Here is a 20,058-nt window from a genome sequence, read left to right as displayed (position 1 = left end):
TTTGCGACGATCATGACTGAATCCAATCCGCTTTCCCGGCTCGCCGACCCGAGCCTGTTGCGCACGCTCGCCTACATCGACGGCGCCTGGTGTGGTGCCGACGATGCCCGCACATTCGCCGTCAATGATCCCGCCACCGGCGAGAAGATCGCCGACGTGCCACTGATGACCGGCGTCGAAACACGCCGCGCGATCGAAACCGGCGAACGCGCGCAGCGCGGCTGGCGCGCGCTCACCGCGGCGCAGCGCGCGGCGGTCCTGAAGCGCTGGCACGCGCTGATGATCGCGAACACGGACGACCTCGCGATCATCATGTCGGCCGAGCAAGGCAAGCCGCTCGCGGAAGCGAAAGGCGAGATCGGTTACGCGGCGTCGTTCATCGAATGGTTCGCCGAGCAGGCCAAACGGATCGACGGCGACGTGCTCGCCTCGCCGGCCGCCGACAAGCGGATGCTGGTGACGAAGGAGCCGATCGGCGTCTGCGCCGCGATCACGCCGTGGAACTTCCCGGCTGCGATGATCACCCGCAAGGTCGCGCCCGCGCTCGCCGCCGGCTGCGCGATGATCGTGAAGCCGGCCGAAGCCACGCCGCTCTCGGCGCTCGCGCTGGCCGAACTCGCGCATCGTGCGGGCGTACCGTCCGGCGTGTTCAGCGTGGTCGTCGGCGATCCGCGCGCGATCGGCGCGGAGATGACCGCCAACCCGATCGTGCGCAAGCTCTCGTTCACGGGCTCGACGCCAGTGGGCCGACTGCTGATGAGCCAGTGCGCGCCGACGGTCAAGAAGCTTTCGCTCGAACTGGGCGGCAACGCGCCGTTCATCGTGTTCGACGACGCCGATCTCGACGCGGCGGTCGAAGGCGCGCTCGCCTCGAAGTATCGGAACGCCGGGCAAACCTGCGTGTGCACGAACCGCTTCTACGTGCAGGACAGCGTGTACGACGCGTTCGCCGAAAAATTCGCGGCGGCAGTCGCGCGTATCAAGGTCGGCAACGGTTTCGAGAGCGGCGTCACGCAGGGCCCACTCATCAATGAGGCTGCCGTCGAGAAGGTCGAAGCGCACATCGCCGACGCGGTGTCGCACGGCGCACGCGTGCTCGCCGGCGGCAAGCGCCTTGCGCCCGGCACACTTTTCTTCGAGCCGACCGTGGTCGAGGGCGTCACCGCGTCGATGCGCTTCGCCACCGAGGAAACCTTTGGCCCGGTCGCCCCGCTGTTCCGCTTCCACGACGAGCACGAGGCCGTCGCGGCGGCGAACGCCACCGAGTTCGGTCTCGCCGCCTACTTCTACAGCCGCGACATCGGCCGGGTCTGGCGAGTGGCCGAGGCGCTCGAATACGGCATGGTCGGCATCAACACCGGCCTGATCTCGAACGAAGTCGCGCCGTTCGGCGGCGTCAAGCAATCCGGCTTGGGCCGCGAAGGCTCGAAATACGGCATCGAGGAATATCTCGAGATCAAGTACCTGTGCATGGGTGGTCTCTGAGCGATGCCGCTTCGGCGCCAGTTGCCGGCCCGAATTCGTCAGGCCAGAACCAACGCCCAGCAGTCGTTCGACAGCAGTCCAGACGCCGCCTGGGCGCCATGCGTCAGTGGGTAAAGCCGCGTTGACACCCTCAACATCGGCATGCAATCATACAATCATGCAAACTTACCCACCCATTGGGTTTCATATCAAGGAGACAGAATGTCATCATCGCCTCACGATCTTTCGCAAACGGCCGCCGCCGGCGGAGCCCCGCGCGACCTGCAGGAACATATCGCCCGGCTGGAGGCCAAGGGGCTGCTGACCCGCATCGAGCGGCCGATCAACAAGGACACGGAGCTGCACCCGCTCGCGCGCTGGCAGTTCCAGGGCGGGCTGCACGAAGATCAGCGCCGCGCTTTCCTGTTCACCAATGTGGTGGACGGCGACGGCCAGACTTATGACATCCCGGTGCTGATCGGCGGGCTTGCCGCCTCGCCCGAGATTTACGCCACCGGCCTCGGCCTGCCGGTCGAGCAGATCGGCAAGGCCTGGACGGAGGCGATCGCCGAGCCGGTTGCCCCCGTCACGGTGACGCAGGCGCCCTGCCAGGAGGTGGTGATCAGCGGCGATGCGCTGAAGGAGAAAGGCCTGTCGCGCCTGCCCGTGCCGGTTTCCACGCCCGGCTTCGACGCGGCGCCTTACCTGACCGCGACGCTTTGCGTGACCAAAGATCCCGAGAGCGGCGTTCAGAACATGGGCACTTACCGCGCCGCGCTGAAGTCGGAGAACCGGCTGGGTGTGCGCATGGCGAGCCGCCTGTCAGGAGCCGGCGGTTATCTCCATTGGGAGAAATATCGGGCCAAGGGCCAGCAGATGCCGTGTGCCATCGTGCTAGGCTGCGCGCCCGCCGTGCTGTTCACCGGGCCGCAGAAGCTCCAGATCGACCAGGACGAGATGGCCGTCGCCGGCGGCCTGATGCGCGCGCCGGTCGAAGTGGTGCGCTGCAAGACCATCGATCTCGTCGTTCCCGCCGATGCCGAAATCGTGATCGAAGGCCTGATCGACACCGATGCGTTGGAGCCCGAAGGCCCGTTCGGCGAAAGCCACGGCCACATCGCGCTCGAAGACTACAACATGTCCATGCACGTCACCGCGATCACGATGAAGAAGAAGCCCGTCTTCGTCTCGATCATCAGCCAGGTCACGCCCAGCGAAAGCTCCGTGCTGAAGAAAGTGGCCTACGAGCCCTTGTACCTCGAGCATCTGCGCAAGGTGATGGGCGTGCGCGGCATCGAGCGGGTGGTGATGCACGAGCCGCTGACCAACCTGCGCAAGGTGATCTTCCTGCAGTTTGCGCGCGGCACGCAGCAGGCGGAAGTCTGGCGCGGCCTGCAAGGGGCCGCGACGCTCCAGGCGCAGTGCGGCAAGCTGGTCATCGCCGTCTCCGAGGATATCAACCCGGAAAACGCCGATGCGATCTTCTGGTCGTTGGCCTATCGCGCCGACTTCACCCACGACCTGCACGTGACGCCCTATCGCGCCAGCGGCCATGGCCCCAAGTCCGGTCGCGCGCCGCTCGAAAGCACCCTGCTGATCGACGCGACGCTGAAGCACGCCATGCCGCCGCTGGCCCTGCCGAAGGAGCCATACATGAGCGCGGCACGCAAGATCTGGGAAGAGCTGGAACTCCCCGCCCTCACGCCGCAGCCGCCATGGCACGGCTATCACCTGGGCGACTGGGACAAACGCTGGGATGAGTATGCAGAGGCGGCGACCTCCGGCGGCTGGCGCGAGACGGGCGAGCGCACCTGGGCCAACCGGCGTGGCGGCGTAAAGCCGGAAACACCGGTGCGCGAGGCCTCGGGCGGCCACAGCGAGTGAGCTCCAACGCGCCAGCCGAATGTAAACAACCCCTGGAGCAGAGGCATCCGGAGACCGCCATGACTCAAAAGAATACCGTCGATATCGCCCACGTCGTCGAGACGCAGGAGCGCAGCTGGTTCACCGTGACCCTCTTCGTTCTGTGCGCCCTCGTCATGCTGGCGGACGGCTTCGACAATCAGGCTTTGAATTACGCCGCCCCCGGCATCATCAAGGAGTGGGGCATCAACCGGGCCCTGATGACGCCCGTGTTCAACGTGAGCATCATCGGCTGGATGGCCGGTTCGGTCGTCTTTGCCATGCTGGCCGACCGCATCGGCCGGCGGCGCGCGATCCTGCTGGCCACCACGCTGTTCGGCGGCTTCACTTTCGCCGTGCCGTTCGCCCACAATCTGGTCGAACTGTCGATCCTGCGCTTTTGCGCCGCGCTCGGCATCGGCGGCGGCATGCCGATGGCGGTGTCGCTGATCACGGACTATGCCCGCTCGGGTAAGCGGGGGCTGATCATTACCCTGCTCTATCTCGGTTACACCGCCGGCTCGTCCGGCGGCGGCCTTCTCGCGGCGGAGATCATCCCGGCCCATGGCTGGCGCTCGGTCTTCTATGTCGGAGGCGCCGGCGCCGTGGTGGTGGGCATCGTCCTGTTCGCCGGCCTGCCTGAATCCATCCGCTACCTGGCCCTGCGCAACCCCACCAGCCAGCGCATCCTGGCCTATGCCCGCAAGCTGAAACCCAGCGCGCAATTCGCGGACGACACGCGCTTCACCATCCAGGAGCAGGCGCGCACGGGGGTGCCGGTAAGGCACCTCTTCACTGAGGGTCGTTCGGCCATGACCGGCTTCCTGTGGCTGGCGCTCGGCTTTTCCTTCGTCACCCACTTCTTCCTGTCGCAGTGGATGACGACGTTGCTGACCGATGAAATCGGCTTCGCCAATGCGGCCCGCAGCCAGGCCCTGTTCCAGCTTGGTGCCGGCTTCAGCTGGTTCTTCGGCTGGATGATCGACAGAAAGGGCGTATCGGTGATGACGCTCACGATGATCCTCGGCGCCATTCCCGTGGCGGCCCTCGGGCTGGCCGTCGGAATGGGTGCCGGTACCGGCGCCGGTCTCACCATGGCGATGGCGCTGGTCTCGGGTCTGCTGGTGCTGGGTGGGAATATCGGCCTCAATGCCATTTCGAGCATGATCTATCCGACCTTCATCCGGTCGACCGCGACCGGCGCCTCCTTCGCGGTGGCGCGCATCGGCGCCATCGTCGGCCCGCTGCTCGCCGGTGTCCTGATCGCCGTCGGAACGCCGATCGGAACGATCTTTCTTCTCGGTGCGCTGCCGATGCTGGCGGCCGGTGTCGCCTGCTTCATGCTCAACAGGACCATCACGCCAGAAGCCGCGCGAGAAATGTCCTTGCGCTCGGCGCTGTCGCGGCACTAGCGAGTGTCTTCCGAAGCCTTGTCATACGGCGCCGGTGCGGGACCGGCGGCTCCAACAGGTAATTATCTTCATGGATAGCGTCAATCTCGAAGTGCTGAAGGCGAGTGTTCGCTGGATCGAAAGCGGCCGTCGCGTGCTGCTTGTCACCGTAGTCAAGACGTGGGGCTCGTCGCCGCGGCCCGAAGGCGCGATGCTGGCAATCTGCGAAGACGGCTCGGTGGTCGGCTCGGTATCCGGCGGCTGCATCGAGGACGACCTGATTGACCGCGTGCGCCGGCTCGGCATCGAGCAGACGGTCCCGCAAGCGCTGAAGTACGGCATCTCCGCGGACGAGGCGCATCGCTTCGGATTGCCGTGCGGCGGCACGATCGAGCTGGTGCTCGAACCGCTGACGCGTGCGAGCGGCATCGACGATTTGTATCGCCGGGTAGCCGCCGGGGAACTCGTCGCGCGCTCGCTCGACATGGCAAGCGGCGCGGCGAGGCTCATGCCGGCGCACTCGACCGACGGCACCGATTTCGACGGGCACCGGCTGCTGACCCTTCACGGTCCGCGTTACCGGATGCTCGTGATCGGTGCTGGTCAGCTCTCGAACTATCTTTGCCAGATCGCACTCGGCCTCGACTATCAGGTGACCGTGTGCGATCCGCGAGAGGAGTACACCGACGGCTGGCACGTACCGGGCACGACGCTCGTGCGTTCGATGCCGGACGACACCGTGCTCGACATGAAGCTCGATGAGCGCTGCGCGGTCATTGCGCTCACGCACGACCCGAAGCTCGACGACCTCGCGTTGATGGAGGCGATCAGAACGCCCGCATTCTACGTAGGCGCGCTGGGCTCGCGCCGCAACAATGCCGCAAGACGCGAGCGGCTCGAAACCCATTTCGATCTCAACAAACATGAACTTGCCCGGTTGCGCGGGCCCGTTGGCATTTATATCGGCAGCCGTACGCCGCCGGAAATCGCGGTGTCGATCCTCGCCGAAATTACAGCGGTCAAGAACGGTGTGGCATTACCCGGCGAATTTCGGGTCGAAGAAGCGAAAACCACGCTGGAAATCGCGGTGAATGAACAGACGAACTGCGCCGTAGCGGAGCGTCATTCATTCACGTAGATAGTGGCCAGTTATTCCGACTCCATTCATAGCCATCACCGCCTCACTGGGCGAATTCTGCAATCGACTACCTGACTGACTTCAAGACCGTCCAGCCCGACTCGATGTGCTTGCGCATTGCGAGCATCGTGGCGGTGACGTCTCCTGATGCATGCGCCTGCAGAATCTCATCATGCTCCCTGGCCGCATCCTGAGCGCGGTTCCCGGCGGCGTTGATAATATCGAACGGATAAGGTGCCCACAGAATCTGCGTGAAATGCAAAGTCTGCGGCGAGCCCGGTTTCTCCCCTGCCGTGTTCGGCGCCGGCGCGGGCATCTTCTTTCTCGGCTACGTGCTGTTCGAAGTACCGAGCGCAATGCGCGACACGTTCTGTTGAAGCACCGCGTGTCGTGTGTTCGGCGTGGGGCATCGGGCTTTCGCCATCAATCGGTTTTCCCGGTCAATGCGCGCCGCGCGGTTTCGCCTTCAGCGTGCGACGCCGCGTAAAAAACTCTCGCTCGGCCGATGATGATCTTCAACATCGCGATCACGGGCACGGCGAGAAAAATACCCGCGACGCCACCGAGCTGATCCCCCGCCAGCAGCCCGACGATGACGAGAAACGGGCTGACCTCCACGCCTTCGCTCATCAGATAAGGGTTGAGCACATAGTCCTGAAACAGCCGGTACAGCCCGATAAAAACCACCAGCCACAGCAGATGCGGATAGCCGCTGAACACCGCGACCACCAGCGTGATCGCGACAGCGGCGAGCGGTCCGGCAAACGGGACGAACTCCAGCAAGCCCGCGCTCACCGCGAGCAGGAACGCGTAAGGCACGCCGAGCAGCGAGAACGCGACGCCATAGCAGATCAGCGTGGCCAGCGATAAAAACAGCAACGCACGCACGTACTTCGACAACAGCACGTTCAGGTCCGTGACGATCTCCGCCCACAGCGTGCGATGTCGCGCCGTCAGCAGTTCGAGAAACGCGTCGCGCATCTGCGGACCTTCCTTGATCAGCAGAAAGCTCAGAATCGGAATCAGCACGAGGTAGATCAGATTGCTCGCCGCATGCACGACGCCGAGCCCGACGCTGCGGGCCACCGGCACGGCCTTGTCGGAACCGGTCTCGATCTGGCTGCGCACGAAATCGACGATCCGTTCGCGCAATGGTTCGAGAAAGTGCGGCAACGGTAAGCGACTGGGCACATCCGACTTCAGCAAGGTGGGCAGTTGCGCGAACAGATGCGTCGCCTGATCCTGCAACTGCACGCCGAAGATCGAACCGACCACTGCGATGAGCGCGACGACGACCACGAACACCAGCGCGATCGATGCGACCCGCGGCATGCGGCGCGGCCTGACGCGCTCGACGAGTTCGACCATCGGGTAGATCAGATAGCTGAAGAACACCGCGAACACCACCACCAGCACGGTGGTCGACGCGATATAGATGACGAAAAACAGCAGCGCGATCAAGGACGCGGTCCAGACTTTTCTGGCCGTGCAGACATCGAATCCCAGCATGAACCTTCCTCGAGTAGACGATGAGTAGACGACGAGATCCGGCGCCTCGAGCGCGCCGGGAACATCGGACAATATCCGGCGGCCGCGGGATTGGAAACGCGTGCCGTGGATCGGCTACAACAGCTTGCCTAGCAGAAAGCCGACGCCCGCCGCGATCAGCAACGCGCCGAGCGGATTATTGCGCGTCGCTTCGGCGAGTTGCTCGACGCTTTCGCCGTATTTCGCCTGCGCTTGCCCGGATAGCTGGCGGACCTTGCCCTCGGCCTGCAAGTCGAGATCGCCCGTCAGGCCGCCGACGGCGTCCTGCACTTGACCCGCTGCGTCTTTGAGCGTTCCGTCGAGCTGGTTTGCATTCATCGTGATTGTCCTTTGAGGTTTAAGAGGGAGAGGTGAGAGGTGAGTTTGCGCCCGTTGAGCGTATGCCGCTCTACGGGCCTGAAACTGATCGAGGGGCAGCGCTGCGGCGCGTGGCGATGATCGCCCTACCTTTTCGCGCGGTCGCGCAGCGCGTCGACCGCTTCACCGAGCTTCGCCTGCACCCGGCCGGCCAGCTTTTCAGCCGCGCCCTCGGCCTGTGTCATGCGATTGCCTGTGACCTTGCCGATCGCTTCCTTCACCGAGCCCTTGAGTTGCTTCGCTTCACCTTCGATACGATTCTTGTCCATGACGTTTTCCCCAAACGATTGAGTTGCAGACAGGTGATGCTGGAGATGAATGAATTGCCGGGTGGGTTGCAACGTTGCGGTGCTACGTGCGAGCGCGTTCGTCGTGGGCACCGGTTGCGGGTTCGCTGCACCGCTTCGATGCATGTTGCCCGATGCCGCGCATGGCATCCGTTGCACCTGCATTCGACCCGCGCATCACTCCAACATCATTTCGTGGACCGCTTCGCTTTGCGCGATCCGCTTCGGAGCAACAATTTGGGGATGTCAGCACACTTTGTGCCTGGGGACGTCGGAGGAAGGGAGTACCGCTGGAAAAAACCACGCATGCGGCCTTCGTGACCGTGCGCGCGAGTCAGTCAGCGCGAGGCTGCGATCGCGGACGTGCTACCGACTGTCAGATGACGACTCGCCAGATTGCCGCTCGCGTTCGCCTTGCCGGTGAGCGGAAATTCCTGTTCCGGTACAGCGCATCGATTGCAATTCTTGCCGGAGGCTGCTCGCGCCCAATAGCGCGCGCTCTGCGCAGTTGCGCCGTTGCGCCGCATCTTCGCTACTCCGTCCCCAACCCGGCCAGCGGATGTTCCTCGCTCTTCCACGGCGAAGCGAGAAAATGCCGGACCCGTTCCGGCCGCACTTCCGCGAGCGTCGCGGGCGCCCAGCGCGCTTTGCGATCCTTGTCGATCAACTGCGCCCGCACCCCTTCGCAGAAATCACCCTCCTCGATCACCCGTTTGACGATGCCCAGCTCCATGCGGAAACACTCGGCGAGCGTCATCTGCCGGCCGCGTAACAGCGCTTCCCGTGTGACGCAGAGCATCGTCGGCGAGTGGCCGGTCAGTGCGTCGTGCGTGGACTGCAACCACTGTTTCACCTCGCGCGGCGGCTCGCGCTCCAGATCGTGGCGCAACGTTGCGATGATCCGCTCGACGCTCGAGCGCCGGTCGAAGTGCCGGGCGATCGATTGCGTCAACGGCTCCAACGCGGCATGCGGAACGATGTTGCACGGCGGCTCGAACACACCGCGCAACGCGGTCATCAAATCGCCGTCATGCGACATGCGCTGCAAACGTTCCTCGAAGCTTGCGAGCCATTCCGCCGGCACGCACAGGTCAGCCAGTTGCAGACGCAATGCATCGGCGCCGGACAAGGTCGCGCCGCTCAGCCCGACATAAAGCTCGAGTTCCACCGGCATCACGCTCAGAAAACGCGTCGCGCCGACGTCCGGCAAAAAACCGATACGCGTCTCCGGCATCGCGATCTTGCTGCGCTCGGTGACGATGCGCAGCCGCGCCGCCTGACCGAGCCCCATGCCTCCGCCCATCGCAATGCCGTCAAGCAACGCGACCACCGGTTTCGCGAAGGTGTGCAGCGCGTAGTCGAGCCGGTACTCGTCGACGAAAAACGCAAGCCAGCGATGATCGCCATTCTTCGCCAGCCGATGCACTTCGCGCACATCGCCGCCGGCGCAAAAGCCTTTCGTACCCGCGCCCTTGAGCACGAGCGCGACGATGCCGCTGTCATGGCGGCAATGTTCGACCAGCACGGCAAGCTCACGCACCATCGCATGCGAGAGCGCATTGAGCGCGGCCGGCCGGTTCAGCGTGATGATCGCCACGCGGTTGACGACGCGAAACAGAATCTCGCGCTCCGCCTCCGCGCCCACATCGGGCGCGATGCTTTGCAAGGCGCTCATCAATGAATCTCCGTCTGTGCGTGGGTGGTCTGCCCTGTTTGCGTAGGCGAGTCCGCCTGCCAGCGCGGCGTGCGCTTTTCGAGAAACGCGTTGACCCCTTCACGCTGATCGGCGCCGTCGAACAGATCGACGAAGCGCTCGCGTTCCAGCGCCAGCGCCGCCGCGCGCGGCACGCCGTTGCGTGCCTGATGGATCAGCGTCTTGCTGAAGCCGACCGCTTGCGGACTCAGACCGGCGACACGCGCGGCCATCTTCAGCGCGGCGTCGAGCGCGGCGCCTTTTTCCACCACTTCTTCGACGAGACCGATGCGCAACGCGGTCGTTGCATCGACACGCTCGCCGGTCAGTATCATCCGTTTGGCCCAGCCTTCGCCGACCAGCCAGGGCAGCGTCTGCGTGCCGCATCCGCACGGCAGCAGGCCGACCGCGGTCTCCGGCAGCGCCAGCAGCGCATGCTGTTCGGCAATGCGGATGTCGCACGCGAGCGCGCATTCGAGTCCGCCGCCCATCGCATAACCGTTGATCGCCGCGATCACGACGGGCCGCGTGTTCTGCAACGTTTCGAAAGCCGCGCCGAAGCGTGCCGCCGCCGTGCGCGCGACTTCGCGGTTGCCGTCGGCAAACGTGTTCAGATCGGCGCCCGCGCTGAAAAACTTCGGGCCGTCACCGGTAATCACGATCGCGCGCACGCGTGCCTCGCCATTCAGCCGTTCGACGGTGTGCTGCAATTGCAGCAGGCCATCGGCGGTGAATGCGTTCGCGGGCGGGCGCTTGAGCGTCAGTTGCGCGACGGCGCCTTCGTGCGCGTAGGAGAGTTCGATCATCGCGCGCCTCCTTGCGTGCCGTCGTCGGCAGTGTGACGATAAAGCTTGATGACCGCCGAAAAGTCGAGACGTCCCGCGCCTTTCGTGCTCATCGTTTGATAAAGCTGCTGCGCGAGCGCGCCGAGATAGACCGGTTGACGCGCGCTGCGGGCGGCGTCGGTGGCGAGCCCCAGGTCCTTGAGCATCAGATCGGTACCGAAGCCGCCGGTGTAGCCGCGCGTCGACGGCGCGGTTTCGATCACGCCGGGCATCGGGTTATACGTGTCCGAACTCCAGCAGCGCCCCGTCGAGGTATTGATGATGCCGCCGAGCACCTTCGCGTCGATGCCGAGCGCCTCGCCCAGCGACATCGCCTCGGCCACGCCCGCCATCGTGATGCCGAGCACGAGGTTGTTGCAGATCTTCGCGACCTGGCCGGTGCCGGTTCCGCCGCAATGGACGATGTTCCTGCCCATCGCGCCGAGCACCGGCTTGACCTGTTCGTACGCGCTCGCGCTGCCGCCGACCATGAAGGTCAGCGTGCCCGCCGCCGCGCCGCCCGTGCCGCCGGACACCGGCGCATCGACGAAGGTGTTGCCATGCTGCGCCGCGAGTTCGGCGAAGGCCGTCACGCTGGCGGGATCGATCGTGCTCGAATCGATGATCGTCACGCCCTTCGCGATGCCCGCGAACACCCCGTCGTCCGCGCTTAGTACGCTGCGCACATGCGCGGCGGCGGGCAGCATCGTGATCACGCACTCCACGTCGGTCACGGCCGCTTTCGGCGAACCGGCCGCCTTCGCGCCCGCATCGACGAGCGCCTGCAAGGCTTGCGCGTTCAGGTCGAATACATTGAGCGCGTGGCCCGCTTTCAGCAGGTTGTGCGCCATCGGCGCGCCCATATTGCCGAGTCCGATAAAGCCTATTTTCATGATGTCGTCTCCGTTTTTCGCGCGCCGCTCAGCGCAGGCTGATGGTCGTGTTGACGCCGTCGTTGACCGTGTCGTCGTCGAACCAGCGGGCCGTGACGGTCTTGGTCTGCGTGTAGAACTGCACGACCTGTTTGCCGTAGGGACCGAGGTCGCCGAGCTTCGAGCCGCGCGAGCCGGTGAAGCTGAAGAACGGCACCGGCACCGGAATCGGAATGTTGATGCCGACCTGGCCGATGTCGATTTCGCTCTGGAATTTGCGTGCCGCCGCGCCACTCTGCGTGAACAGACCGACGCCGTTGCCGAACGGATTGCGATTGACAAGTGCGATCGCGTCGTCGAACGTGGCGACGTTCAGCACCTGCAGCACCGGACCGAAAATTTCGGTGCGGTAGATTTCCATTTCCGTGGTGACGTCGGTGAAAATCGTCGGGCCGATGAAGTTGCCTTGCTCGTAGCCGGGCACCTTCACGTCGCGGCCGTCGAGCGCGAGCGTCGCGCCTTCTTTCACACCCGCATCGATCAATCCGAGAATGCGTTGCTTTGCCGCGCGCGAGACCACCGGGCCAACGTCGGTATTCGGCTGGTTGCCCGCGTTGACCTTGAGCGTCTTCGCCTTCGCGACGAGCTCGGGCAACCACTGCTGCGCGGCGCCCACCAGCACTACCACCGAAGTCGCCATGCAGCGTTGTCCGGCCGCGCCGAAGCCCGCGCCGGCGAGCGCGTTCAAGGTCTGCTCGCGGTTCGCGTCGGGCAGCACCACCGCGTGATTCTTCGCGCCCATCATCGACTGCACGCGCTTGCCGTGCTCGCTGCCGAGGCGGTACACGTGCGTGCCGACCGCCGTCGAACCGACGAACGAAATCGCCTTGATCAGCTCGTGCGTGCAGAGCGCGTCGACCACTTCCTTGCCGCCGTGCACCACGTTCAGCACGCCCTTCGGCACGCCGGCTTCGAGCGCGAGCTCGACCAGCTGCATCGTCGAGAGCGGGTCCTGTTCCGACGGTTTGAGCACGAAGGTATTGCCGCAGACGATCGCCATCGGAAACATCCACAGCGGGATCATCGCGGGGAAGTTGAACGGCGTGATGCCGGCGCACACGCCGAGCGGCTGGCGCAGCGTGTAGGTGTCCACGCCACCCGCGACGTTCTCCGCGAATTCGCCCTGCTGCAGCGTGCCGATCGAGCACGCATGCTCGACCACTTCGAGTCCGCGGAAGATGTCGCCCTCGGCGTCGGGAATCGTCTTGCCCTGCTCGGCGCTCAGCGTCTTCGCGATGCGCGGCATGTGCTCGCGAATCAGCGCCTGGTACTTCAGCATGATGCGCATGCGCGCGCCGATCGGCGTGTCCTTCCAGGTCTTGAACGCGGCATGCGCGCTACGCACCGCTTCGTTGACTTCGTCGGCTGTCGCGAACGGCACGCGCGCCAGCACTTCCTGGGTGGCGGGATTGACGATGTCGCGCCATTCGCGGGTTGTCGAATCGACGAACTCGCCGTTGATCAGCAGCTTGACGTTGGCGACGGCCTGGTTCGAAGCAATTGCGCTCATGCTGAAACTCCTGTGCGTGGGCCGCGCGGCGGCCGCAGCGTGACGGTGATAACGGAAACGACGGGGAAATGGCGGAATGAAAATGATCAACGCAGCTCCGGGAAATCCTCTTCCCAGTACTCGCCGGGCAAGCGCGCGGGTTCGGCGGCGCGCTCCATTTCACGGCGCCGCAATTCGACGCGGCGGATCTTGCCGGAGATGGTCTTCGGCAGTTCGCTGAACTGCAGGCGACGAATCCGCTTATACGGTGCGAGCTTTTCGCGCGAGAACGCAAACACGGCACGCGCGAGCTCGGGCCCGGCTTCGTAGCCGTGGCGCACGGTGACAAACGCCTTGGGCACCGCGAGGCGCAGCGCATCGGCACTCGGCACCACGGCAGCTTCGCCGATGGCCTCGTGTTCGATCAGCACGCTTTCGAGTTCGAACGGACTCAGGCGATAGTCGGACGATTTGAACACGTCATCGGAGCGGCCTACGTAGACGTAGTAGCCGTCGTCGCGGCGCAGCGCGACATCGGAGGTGCGGTAGAAGCCGTTGCGCATTGCCTGCGCGGTGGCGTTCGCGTTGTTCGCGTAGCCGGTCATCAAACCGAGCGGACGTTCGTTCAAAGGCAGCGAGATTTCGCCTTCGGTTACAGGCTGATCGTCCGCGTCGAGCAGTTCGATCCGGTAGCCCGGCAGCGGCCGTCCCATCGAACCGGCGACCACCGGCTGCCCCGGCGGGTTGCCGATCTGGCAGGTGCTCTCGGTCTGGCCGAAACCGTCGCGAATGGTGATGCCCCAGGCGTGCTTCACGCGCTCGATGATCTCCGGATTCAACGGCTCGCCCGCGCCGACGATCTCGCGCAGCTTGACCGGATAGTCGGTGAGCGGCTCCTGCACCAGCATGCGCCACACGGTCGGCGGCGCGCACAGCGTGGTGACGTTAAAGCGCACCAGCGCGTTCAGCGTGTCTTTCGGCACGAAGCGCGCGAAGTTGTACACGAACACGCAAGCCTGCGCGTTCCATGGCGCGAACAGGCAGCTCCACGCGTGCTTGGCCCAGCCCGGCGAGCTGATGTTCCAATGGATGTCGTTCGGTTGCAGCCCGATCCAGTACATCGTCGACAGATGGCCGACCGGATAGCTCTGATGCGTGTGCTCGACGAGCTTCGGTTTCGACGTCGTGCCCGACGTGAAGTACAGCAGCAGCGTGTCGGTGGCTTGCGTGACGCCGTCGGGCGTGAATTGCGGTGACGCGTCGTAGGCGGCGGCCAGATCGATCCAGCCGTCGCGTGGCGCACCGGCCGAGAAGCGCGTGAGCGGCACGTCGAGCGAGTCGAACTTGGCCAGCTCGGCGCTATCGACCACCACGAACTGCGCGCCGCCGATCTGCACGCGGTCGCGCACATCGTCGGCGGAAAGCTGGGTGGTGGCGGGCAGCACGATCGCGCCGAGCTTCATGGCCGCGAGCATCACGTCCCACAGTTCGACGCGGTTGGGCAGCATCAGCAGCACGCGGTCGCCACGGCCGACGCCCGACGCGCGCAGGAAGTTCGCCATGCGCGCCGAGCGCTCGGACAGCTGCGCATAGGACAGGCGCAGGCCCTCAGTGGCGGGGTCGTCAACGATCCATAGCGCGGGGTTGTGATTGTCGCGGGCGATTACGTCGAAGTAATCGAGCGCCCAGTTGAATTCGCCCAACGCCGGCCAGGTGAATTCGCGGTAGGCGCGCTCGTAGTCGGTTCGGTGGCGCAATAACAGATCGCGCGCGTCGAAAAAGGCCTTCGCTGCAGTCATCGTCGTCTCCTGTCGACCAGAGTTGGCGCTTTAGCTGTCGGGCGGAGTGAGTGCTTTAGCACTGACTCCGCCGCCTCCATGCACAGCACTTACTCCGCTCTCATGCAACATCGTTGCTAGTGGATGGCGCGGTATGCGCTCTGCTTTTGTCCCGCTGATACTTCGTCTTGCCCTGCTGCTCTGCTGGCGCCCATGCTTCACCTGCGCTCGCCGGGCCCAGCTATTTTGCGCTCAAACGCCACGCCGCTGCCGCTCAGACATGACGCGCAATCACCATCCGCTGTACCTCGCTGGTTCCTTCGTAAATCTGCGTGATGCGGGCATCGCGGTAATGGCGCTCCACCGCATAATCCTCCAGATAGCCATAGCCGCCGTGAATCTGGATCGCGTTCGAGCAGATTTCCTCGGCCAGTTCGGACGCGAACAGCTTCGCCTGCGACGCCTCCGACAAACACGGCTTACCCGCCGAGCGCAGCCGCGCCGCGTGATGCACGAGCAGGCGCGCGGCATTCAGGCGCGTGGCCATGTCGGCGAGCATGTTGGCGATGGTCTGATGATCCTTGAGCGCCTTGCCGAACTGCACGCGTTCGTTCGCATAGCCGCGCGCGGCGTCGAACGCGGCCCGCGCGATCCCGACCGCCTGCGCCGCAATGCCGATCCGCCCGCCTTCGAGGTTCGACAGCGCGATGCGCAGGCCCTCGCCCGGCTCGCCGAGCAGATTGGTTTCCGGTACCGCGCAGTCGTCGAGCGAAATCGGGCAGGTGTCCGACGCGCGAATGCCGAGCTTGTGTTCCGGCTTGCCGACGTTGAAGCCCGGCGTGCCGGTCGGCACGATGAACGCGGACAGGCCGCGCTTGCCGCGCTCCGGATCCGTGACGGCGAACACGATCGCGAGGTCCGCGCGCGCGCCGTTGGTCACGAACTGCTTGCTGCCGTTGAGAATCCACTGGCCGTCGCGCAGCACCGCGCGCGAGCGCAGATTGTTCGCCTCGGAACCGGCCTGCGGCTCCGTCAGGCAGAACGCGCCGATCCGCCGGCCGGTCGCGAGATCGTGCAGATAGCGGTCTTTTTGCGCGTCGCTGCCAAAGTTGAGGATCGGCCCGCAGCCGACCGAGTTGTGCACGCTCATCACCGTGGCACAGGCGGCGCAGCCGGCGGCGATCTCTTCGAGCGCGAGCGCGTAGGCGACGTAATCGGTGTACGAGCCGCCCCACTCCGGCGGCACGATCATGCCGAGGAAGCCGAGTTCGCCCATCTGCGTGACGACGTCTGCGGGCAGTTGCGCGTCGCGGTCCCATTGCGCCGCGTGCGGCGCGAGGCGCTCGGTGGCGAAGTCGCGCGCGGCGTCGCGGATCATCCGTTGTTCGTCGGTGTAGAAGCTGTCCATGGGCCGGTCCTTTGTCGTGCGGTGCGGCCGGTCGCGGCGCTCGATGACAAGCGCGAGCGCACCCGGTTGACGCAAAGTGTAGGCAAGCCGCCGGGCTGCTTCGATGCTCAGCCCGATCATTCTGAGTGAGCGCATTTGCCATACTGTTACCATGCACACGTTCTTCGGCCCGCTATTTCAAGGACTTAGCGGGCCACCACAAGGAAAACACTGAGCGCTTTTGCCAGCCAGGCTGCTTACCCATGAAAAACGACAAGGGCACGATTTCCGTCAGTCTGGTCGAGGAGACCCTCGCGCTCGCCCGAGCCCGCGGCCTCGATGCGCTGCCGCTCGCCGAGGCCGCCGGCATCGCCGCGCCGATGCTGGCTTCGCCGAAGAGCCGGGTGTCGTCGGCGCAGTACGGCGCGCTGTGGGCCGCGATCGCACGCGCGCTCGACGACGAATTCTTCGGCCAGGATTCACATCGCATGAAAAGCGGCAGCTTCATCGCGATGACGCAAGCCGCGCTGACCGCGCGCAACGGCGCGCAGGCGCTGGCGCGCGCGGTCGGCTTCATGCGCCTCGTGCTCGACGATCTCGGCGCGCAGATCGACACCAGCACGGAGCGCGTGCGGCTCCGATTCGTCGAACGCGAAGGCGCGCCGGCGCCGGCCATGTTCGCTTACGCGACCTGGTTCATCCTCGTGTACGGGTTGCTGTGCTGGCTGGTCGGACGGCGCATTCCGTTGCTCGAAGCGCGCTTTCGCTGCGCCGCGCCGCCCGCCGCGCATGAATACCGGCTGATGTTCTGCGATCAGATGAGCTTCGATCAGCCCGAGTCGTACGTCGATCTCGCGCCGGTCTTCGTCGACCTGCCGGTGATCCAGACGACCAGGTCGGTCAAGCCGTTCCTGCGCGATGCGCCCGGCAGCTTCATCGTCAAGTATCGCAATGCCGGTTCGCTCGCGGCGCGCGTGCGCAAGACGCTGCGCGCGCTGCCGATGGCCGGCTGGCCCGGCGCCGATCAGATGGCCGCGCGCCTGCACGTCGCCGAGGCCACGATGCGGCGGCGTTTGAAACAGGAAGGCCATACCTACCAGTCGATCAAGGACGACTTGCGGCGCGACATCGCGATCGGCGAATTGCAGAGCGGCGAGCGCACGATCGCCGACATCGCCAGCGCGGTCGGCTTTGCGGAACCGAGCGCGTTTCATCGCGCGTTTCGCAAGTGGACCGGCATGCGGCCCGGCGACTACCGGCCGGCGCGGGCGGATTTCACGCAGCGCGCGGAATCGGACTAAGCTGTAAGCGGCAGGCCAGCCTTCTTCTGGGATATCGGCCCGCGCCGGCCAATACCTGTTGGCGAGGCGCGGCAGCCGTCAGCGATGAGCACGTATCCGCGTCTCCCGTTCCGGCAGTCTGGTCCGCGCCGGCCGCTTATCCGTGGCGGCGTCGTGGGCCGGTTGATGCGCGGCATGATCGCGCTTGGCGCGCTGTTGGCGTTTGGATTCGCATCGTGCGAATTCATGGCGGCTCCGCTCTACGCCGCGCTGATGCGCAACAGCGTCGTGGTGATTCCGGTGAACGGGGCGATCGGTCCGGCCAGCGCGGACTTCATCGTGCGCAGCCTGCAGCGCGCCGCCGACGAGCACGCGCAACTCGCAGTGCTGCAACTCGATACGCCTGGCGGGCTCGATACGTCGATGCGGCAGATCATCAAGGCGATTCTCGGCTCGCCGGTGCCGGTGGCAACGTTCATCGCGCCGAGCGGCGCGCGGGCGGCGAGCGCCGGAACGTATATCGTCTACGCGAGCCATATCGCGGCGATGGCGCCGGGCACCAATCTCGGCGCGGCGACGCCGGTGCAGATCGGGATTGGCGGCGGCGAGCCGCCTGCGGGTGGCGGAGCGCCGGGGTTGCCGGGACGAGGCGTGCCCGGGCTGCCTGGTGCCGGGTCGGGTGCCGGTTCGGGCGCCGGTTCCGGCTCTGGTGCCAGCGAATCATCAGCATCGACGCCCGCCTCAACCACTTCAGCCAGTGAAGGCGCCGCCCTCCCCCTCGACACCCAATCGACCGAACTGCGCAAGCAGGTCCACGACGCCGCCGCCTACATCCGCGGCCTCGCGCAGATGCGCGGGCGCAACATCGACTGGGCCGAGCGCGCGGTCCGCGAAGCCGTGAGCCTGTCGGCGGAGGACGCGCTCGCGCAGCACGTCGTCGATCTGGTCGCGCGCGACGTGCCCGACCTGCTGCGCCAGGTGGACGGCCGCACGATCGCGACGAGCGGCGGCAACGTCACACTGCGCACCGCCCACGCGCCGCTTGCGACGCTCGAAGCCGACTGGCGCAGCCATTTCCTCGCCGTCATCACCGACCCGAGCGTCGCGCTGGTCCTGCTGATGATCGGCATGTACGGCCTCTTCTTCGAATTCGCCAATCCCGGCTTCGTGCTGCCCGGCGTGGTCGGCGCGATCAGCCTGCTGATCGGCCTGTTCGCGATGCAGATGCTGCCCATCAACTACGTCGGCCTCGGCCTGATCTTTCTGGGCATCGCGTTCCTGATCGGCGAGGCGTTCCTGCCGACCTTCGGTTCGCTTGGCTTCGGCGGCGTGGTCGCGTTCGTGATCGGCGCGCTGATGCTGATCGACACCGACGTGCCCGGCTACGGCATCCCGCTGCCGCTGATCGCCGCGGTCGTCGTGTTCAGCGTGCTGTTCGTGCTCGGCGTGTCACGGCTTGCGCTGCACGCGCGGCGCCGGCCCGTGGTGACCGGTTCGGAGGGGCTGATCGGCAGCGTCGGCGTGGTGCTCGACGGCGGCCTTTCAACTGGGCACGCGACGCCGAACGGCCCGCCCGAAGGCTGGGCGCGCGTGCACGGCGAGCGCTGGCGGGTGTCCAGCGCGGCCCCGGTCGAGGCGGGCCAGCCGGTGCGCGTCACCGCACGGCACGGACTGACGCTGACCGTGGTGCCGGTCGCATCGGGTGCATCGGGTGCGCCGGGTGAAGCCCTACAAGGAGAACGCTCATGATCGGTTTCACATTCGGTTTCAGCAGCATTCTGATTCTGCTGGCGGCCGCGCTGATTGCGTCGTCGGTGCGGATTTTCCGGGAGTACGAACGAGGCGTCGTATTCATGCTCGGACGCTTCTGGAAGGTCAAGGGCCCCGGGCTCGTGCTGATCATTCCGGTCGTGCAGCAGGCGGTGCGCATGGACCTGCGCACCGTCGTGTTCGACGTGCCGCCACAGGACGTCATCACACGCGACAACGTCTCGGTGAAGGTGAACGCGGTGGTCTATTTCCGCGTGGTCGATCCGGAGAAAGCGGTGATTCAGGTGGCGCGCTACTTCGAGGCGACCAGCCAGCTTTCGCAGACGACGCTGCGCGCGGTGCTCGGCAAGCACGAACTCGACGAACTGCTCGCCGAGCGCGAGCAACTGAACGCGGACATCCAGAAAGTGCTCGATGCACAGACCGACGCGTGGGGCATCAAGGTTTCGATCGTCGAGATCAAGCACGTGGACATCAACGAAACGATGATCCGCGCGATTGCCCGTCAGGCCGAAGCCGAGCGCGAACGGCGCGCCAAGGTGATTCACGCGGAAGGCGAATTGCAGGCCTCGCAGCATCTGCTGGAAGCGGCGCAGACGCTCGCGAAGCAGCCCCAGGCGATGCAGTTGCGCTACCTGCAAACCCTCACGACGATCGCCGCCGACAAGAATTCGACGATCGTGTTTCCGCTGCCGATCGATCTGCTGAGCTCGCTGCTCGAGCGCTTCGGCAAGCCGACTGCGCCGTGATGTGGGGGGAGTTTTTGTGAATGCCCGCGAACCGGCGCGGGTTCGGCGCGTTCGGCGCGGTTGCCGCGC

The 20,058-nt window shown here is 65.4% G+C and carries 17 protein-coding genes; 8 read left to right on the top strand and 9 right to left on the bottom strand.

Annotated elements, in window-relative coordinates; translation table 11 throughout:
- Window positions 1-12: 12 nt before the first annotated feature.
- The 5 genes from ACZ9H4_RS29215 to ACZ9H4_RS29195 all read left to right on the top strand — a co-directional run bounded on the left by ACZ9H4_RS29215 (window position 13) and on the right by ACZ9H4_RS29195 (window position 6,272).
- A complete protein-coding gene (locus tag ACZ9H4_RS29215; protein WP_408323507.1) occupies window positions 13-1,485 on the top strand; it encodes an NAD-dependent succinate-semialdehyde dehydrogenase in 1,473 nt (490 codons plus the stop codon).
- A 201-nt stretch (window positions 1,486-1,686) separates the two neighbouring features.
- A complete protein-coding gene (locus ACZ9H4_RS29210; protein WP_408323506.1) occupies window positions 1,687-3,348 on the top strand; it encodes a UbiD family decarboxylase in 1,662 nt (553 codons plus the stop codon).
- A 59-nt stretch (window positions 3,349-3,407) separates the two neighbouring features.
- Window positions 3,408-4,778, top strand: coding sequence for an MFS transporter (locus ACZ9H4_RS29205; RefSeq protein ID WP_408156893.1), 1,371 nt, complete (start codon window positions 3,408-3,410; stop codon window positions 4,776-4,778).
- 70 nt (window positions 4,779-4,848) lie between these two features.
- Entirely contained in the window at window positions 4,849-5,895 is a 1,047-nt protein-coding gene (locus ACZ9H4_RS29200) for an XdhC family protein (protein WP_476122122.1), read from the top strand.
- A gap of 251 nt (window positions 5,896-6,146) precedes the next feature.
- Window positions 6,147-6,272 (top strand): hypothetical protein, encoded by a 126-nt coding sequence (locus ACZ9H4_RS29195; protein WP_476122314.1) that lies wholly within the window; start codon window positions 6,147-6,149, stop codon window positions 6,270-6,272.
- A gap of 46 nt (window positions 6,273-6,318) precedes the next feature.
- On the opposite strand, the gene ACZ9H4_RS29190 is transcribed toward ACZ9H4_RS29195, so the two are convergent.
- From ACZ9H4_RS29190 to ACZ9H4_RS29150, 9 genes are all read right to left on the bottom strand, one after another.
- Window positions 6,319-7,404 carry an AI-2E family transporter gene (locus tag ACZ9H4_RS29190; protein ID WP_408138670.1) on the bottom strand — a complete coding sequence of 362 codons (1,086 nt, stop codon included), beginning with the start codon at window positions 7,402-7,404 and terminating at the stop codon, window positions 6,319-6,321.
- 114 nt (window positions 7,405-7,518) lie between these two features.
- A complete protein-coding gene (locus ACZ9H4_RS29185) occupies window positions 7,519-7,761 on the bottom strand; it encodes a CsbD family protein (protein WP_408138672.1) in 243 nt (80 codons plus the stop codon).
- Window positions 7,762-7,886: 125 nt separating this feature from the next.
- Window positions 7,887-8,069: a CsbD family protein gene (locus ACZ9H4_RS29180; RefSeq protein ID WP_408138674.1), complete on the bottom strand. Its 183-nt coding sequence runs from the start codon at window positions 8,067-8,069 to the stop codon at window positions 7,887-7,889.
- 550 nt (window positions 8,070-8,619) lie between these two features.
- Complete coding sequence (locus ACZ9H4_RS29175) at window positions 8,620-9,762, bottom strand: enoyl-CoA hydratase/isomerase family protein (protein ID WP_476122119.1); 1,143 nt, start codon at window positions 9,760-9,762, stop codon at window positions 8,620-8,622.
- On the bottom strand, window positions 9,762-10,586 hold the full coding sequence (locus ACZ9H4_RS29170; protein WP_476122117.1) for an enoyl-CoA hydratase: 825 nt from the start codon (window positions 10,584-10,586) through the stop codon (window positions 9,762-9,764). Before ACZ9H4_RS29170 ends, ACZ9H4_RS29175 begins: the two co-directional genes overlap by 1 nt.
- Window positions 10,583-11,497, bottom strand: coding sequence for a 3-hydroxyisobutyrate dehydrogenase (gene mmsB / locus ACZ9H4_RS29165; RefSeq protein ID WP_476122115.1), 915 nt, complete (start codon window positions 11,495-11,497; stop codon window positions 10,583-10,585). Before mmsB ends, ACZ9H4_RS29170 begins: the two co-directional genes overlap by 4 nt.
- A gap of 28 nt (window positions 11,498-11,525) precedes the next feature.
- On the bottom strand, window positions 11,526-13,046 hold the full coding sequence (locus ACZ9H4_RS29160) for a CoA-acylating methylmalonate-semialdehyde dehydrogenase (RefSeq protein ID WP_476122113.1): 1,521 nt from the start codon (window positions 13,044-13,046) through the stop codon (window positions 11,526-11,528).
- 86 nt (window positions 13,047-13,132) lie between these two features.
- The gene (locus tag ACZ9H4_RS29155) at window positions 13,133-14,824 is read right to left on the bottom strand and encodes an AMP-binding protein (RefSeq protein WP_476122111.1); all 1,692 of its coding nucleotides are present in this window, start codon (window positions 14,822-14,824) and stop codon (window positions 13,133-13,135) included.
- Between the two features lie 253 nt (window positions 14,825-15,077).
- Complete coding sequence (locus tag ACZ9H4_RS29150) at window positions 15,078-16,211, bottom strand: acyl-CoA dehydrogenase (RefSeq protein ID WP_476122109.1); 1,134 nt, start codon at window positions 16,209-16,211, stop codon at window positions 15,078-15,080.
- 242 nt (window positions 16,212-16,453) lie between these two features.
- Between ACZ9H4_RS29150 and ACZ9H4_RS29145 the strand changes: the two genes are divergently transcribed.
- The 3 genes from ACZ9H4_RS29145 (at window position 16,454) to ACZ9H4_RS29135 (ending at window position 19,989) form a co-directional block, all read left to right on the top strand.
- Window positions 16,454-17,491: an AraC family transcriptional regulator gene (locus ACZ9H4_RS29145; RefSeq protein WP_408138685.1), complete on the top strand. Its 1,038-nt coding sequence runs from the start codon at window positions 16,454-16,456 to the stop codon at window positions 17,489-17,491.
- Window positions 17,492-17,575: 84 nt separating this feature from the next.
- On the top strand, window positions 17,576-19,219 hold the full coding sequence (locus ACZ9H4_RS29140) for an NfeD family protein (protein WP_476122107.1): 1,644 nt from the start codon (window positions 17,576-17,578) through the stop codon (window positions 19,217-19,219).
- Window positions 19,216-19,989 (top strand): slipin family protein, encoded by a 774-nt coding sequence (locus ACZ9H4_RS29135; RefSeq protein ID WP_408138688.1) that lies wholly within the window; start codon window positions 19,216-19,218, stop codon window positions 19,987-19,989. The genes ACZ9H4_RS29140 and ACZ9H4_RS29135 overlap by 4 nt, the downstream gene beginning before the upstream one ends.
- Window positions 19,990-20,058 lie beyond the last annotated feature (69 nt).

The sequence above is a fragment of the Paraburkholderia sp. TE9906 genome (genome assembly GCF_056279605.1).
Note: the sequence above shows the minus strand (reverse complement) of the source record. Positions and strands in the feature narration are given on the sequence as shown.

Coding starts and splice junctions, on each gene's coding strand:
- ACZ9H4_RS29215 (WP_408323507.1), top strand. CDS start 13: ATGACTGAATCCAATCCGCTTTCCCGGCTCGCCGACCCGAGCCTGTTG.
- ACZ9H4_RS29210 (WP_408323506.1), top strand. CDS start 1,687: ATGTCATCATCGCCTCACGATCTTTCGCAAACGGCCGCCGCCGGCGGA.
- ACZ9H4_RS29205 (WP_408156893.1), top strand. CDS start 3,408: ATGACTCAAAAGAATACCGTCGATATCGCCCACGTCGTCGAGACGCAG.
- ACZ9H4_RS29200 (WP_476122122.1), top strand. CDS start 4,849: ATGGATAGCGTCAATCTCGAAGTGCTGAAGGCGAGTGTTCGCTGGATC.
- ACZ9H4_RS29190 (WP_408138670.1), bottom strand. CDS start 7,404: ATGCTGGGATTCGATGTCTGCACGGCCAGAAAAGTCTGGACCGCGTCC.
- ACZ9H4_RS29185 (WP_408138672.1), bottom strand. CDS start 7,761: ATGAATGCAAACCAGCTCGACGGAACGCTCAAAGACGCAGCGGGTCAA.
- ACZ9H4_RS29180 (WP_408138674.1), bottom strand. CDS start 8,069: ATGGACAAGAATCGTATCGAAGGTGAAGCGAAGCAACTCAAGGGCTCG.
- ACZ9H4_RS29175 (WP_476122119.1), bottom strand. CDS start 9,762: ATGAGCGCCTTGCAAAGCATCGCGCCCGATGTGGGCGCGGAGGCGGAG.
- ACZ9H4_RS29170 (WP_476122117.1), bottom strand. CDS start 10,586: ATGATCGAACTCTCCTACGCGCACGAAGGCGCCGTCGCGCAACTGACG.
- mmsB (WP_476122115.1), bottom strand. CDS start 11,497: ATGAAAATAGGCTTTATCGGACTCGGCAATATGGGCGCGCCGATGGCG.
- ACZ9H4_RS29160 (WP_476122113.1), bottom strand. CDS start 13,046: ATGAGCGCAATTGCTTCGAACCAGGCCGTCGCCAACGTCAAGCTGCTG.
- ACZ9H4_RS29155 (WP_476122111.1), bottom strand. CDS start 14,824: ATGACTGCAGCGAAGGCCTTTTTCGACGCGCGCGATCTGTTATTGCGC.
- ACZ9H4_RS29150 (WP_476122109.1), bottom strand. CDS start 16,211: ATGGACAGCTTCTACACCGACGAACAACGGATGATCCGCGACGCCGCG.
- ACZ9H4_RS29145 (WP_408138685.1), top strand. CDS start 16,454: ATGAAAAACGACAAGGGCACGATTTCCGTCAGTCTGGTCGAGGAGACC.
- ACZ9H4_RS29140 (WP_476122107.1), top strand. CDS start 17,576: ATGAGCACGTATCCGCGTCTCCCGTTCCGGCAGTCTGGTCCGCGCCGG.
- ACZ9H4_RS29135 (WP_408138688.1), top strand. CDS start 19,216: ATGATCGGTTTCACATTCGGTTTCAGCAGCATTCTGATTCTGCTGGCG.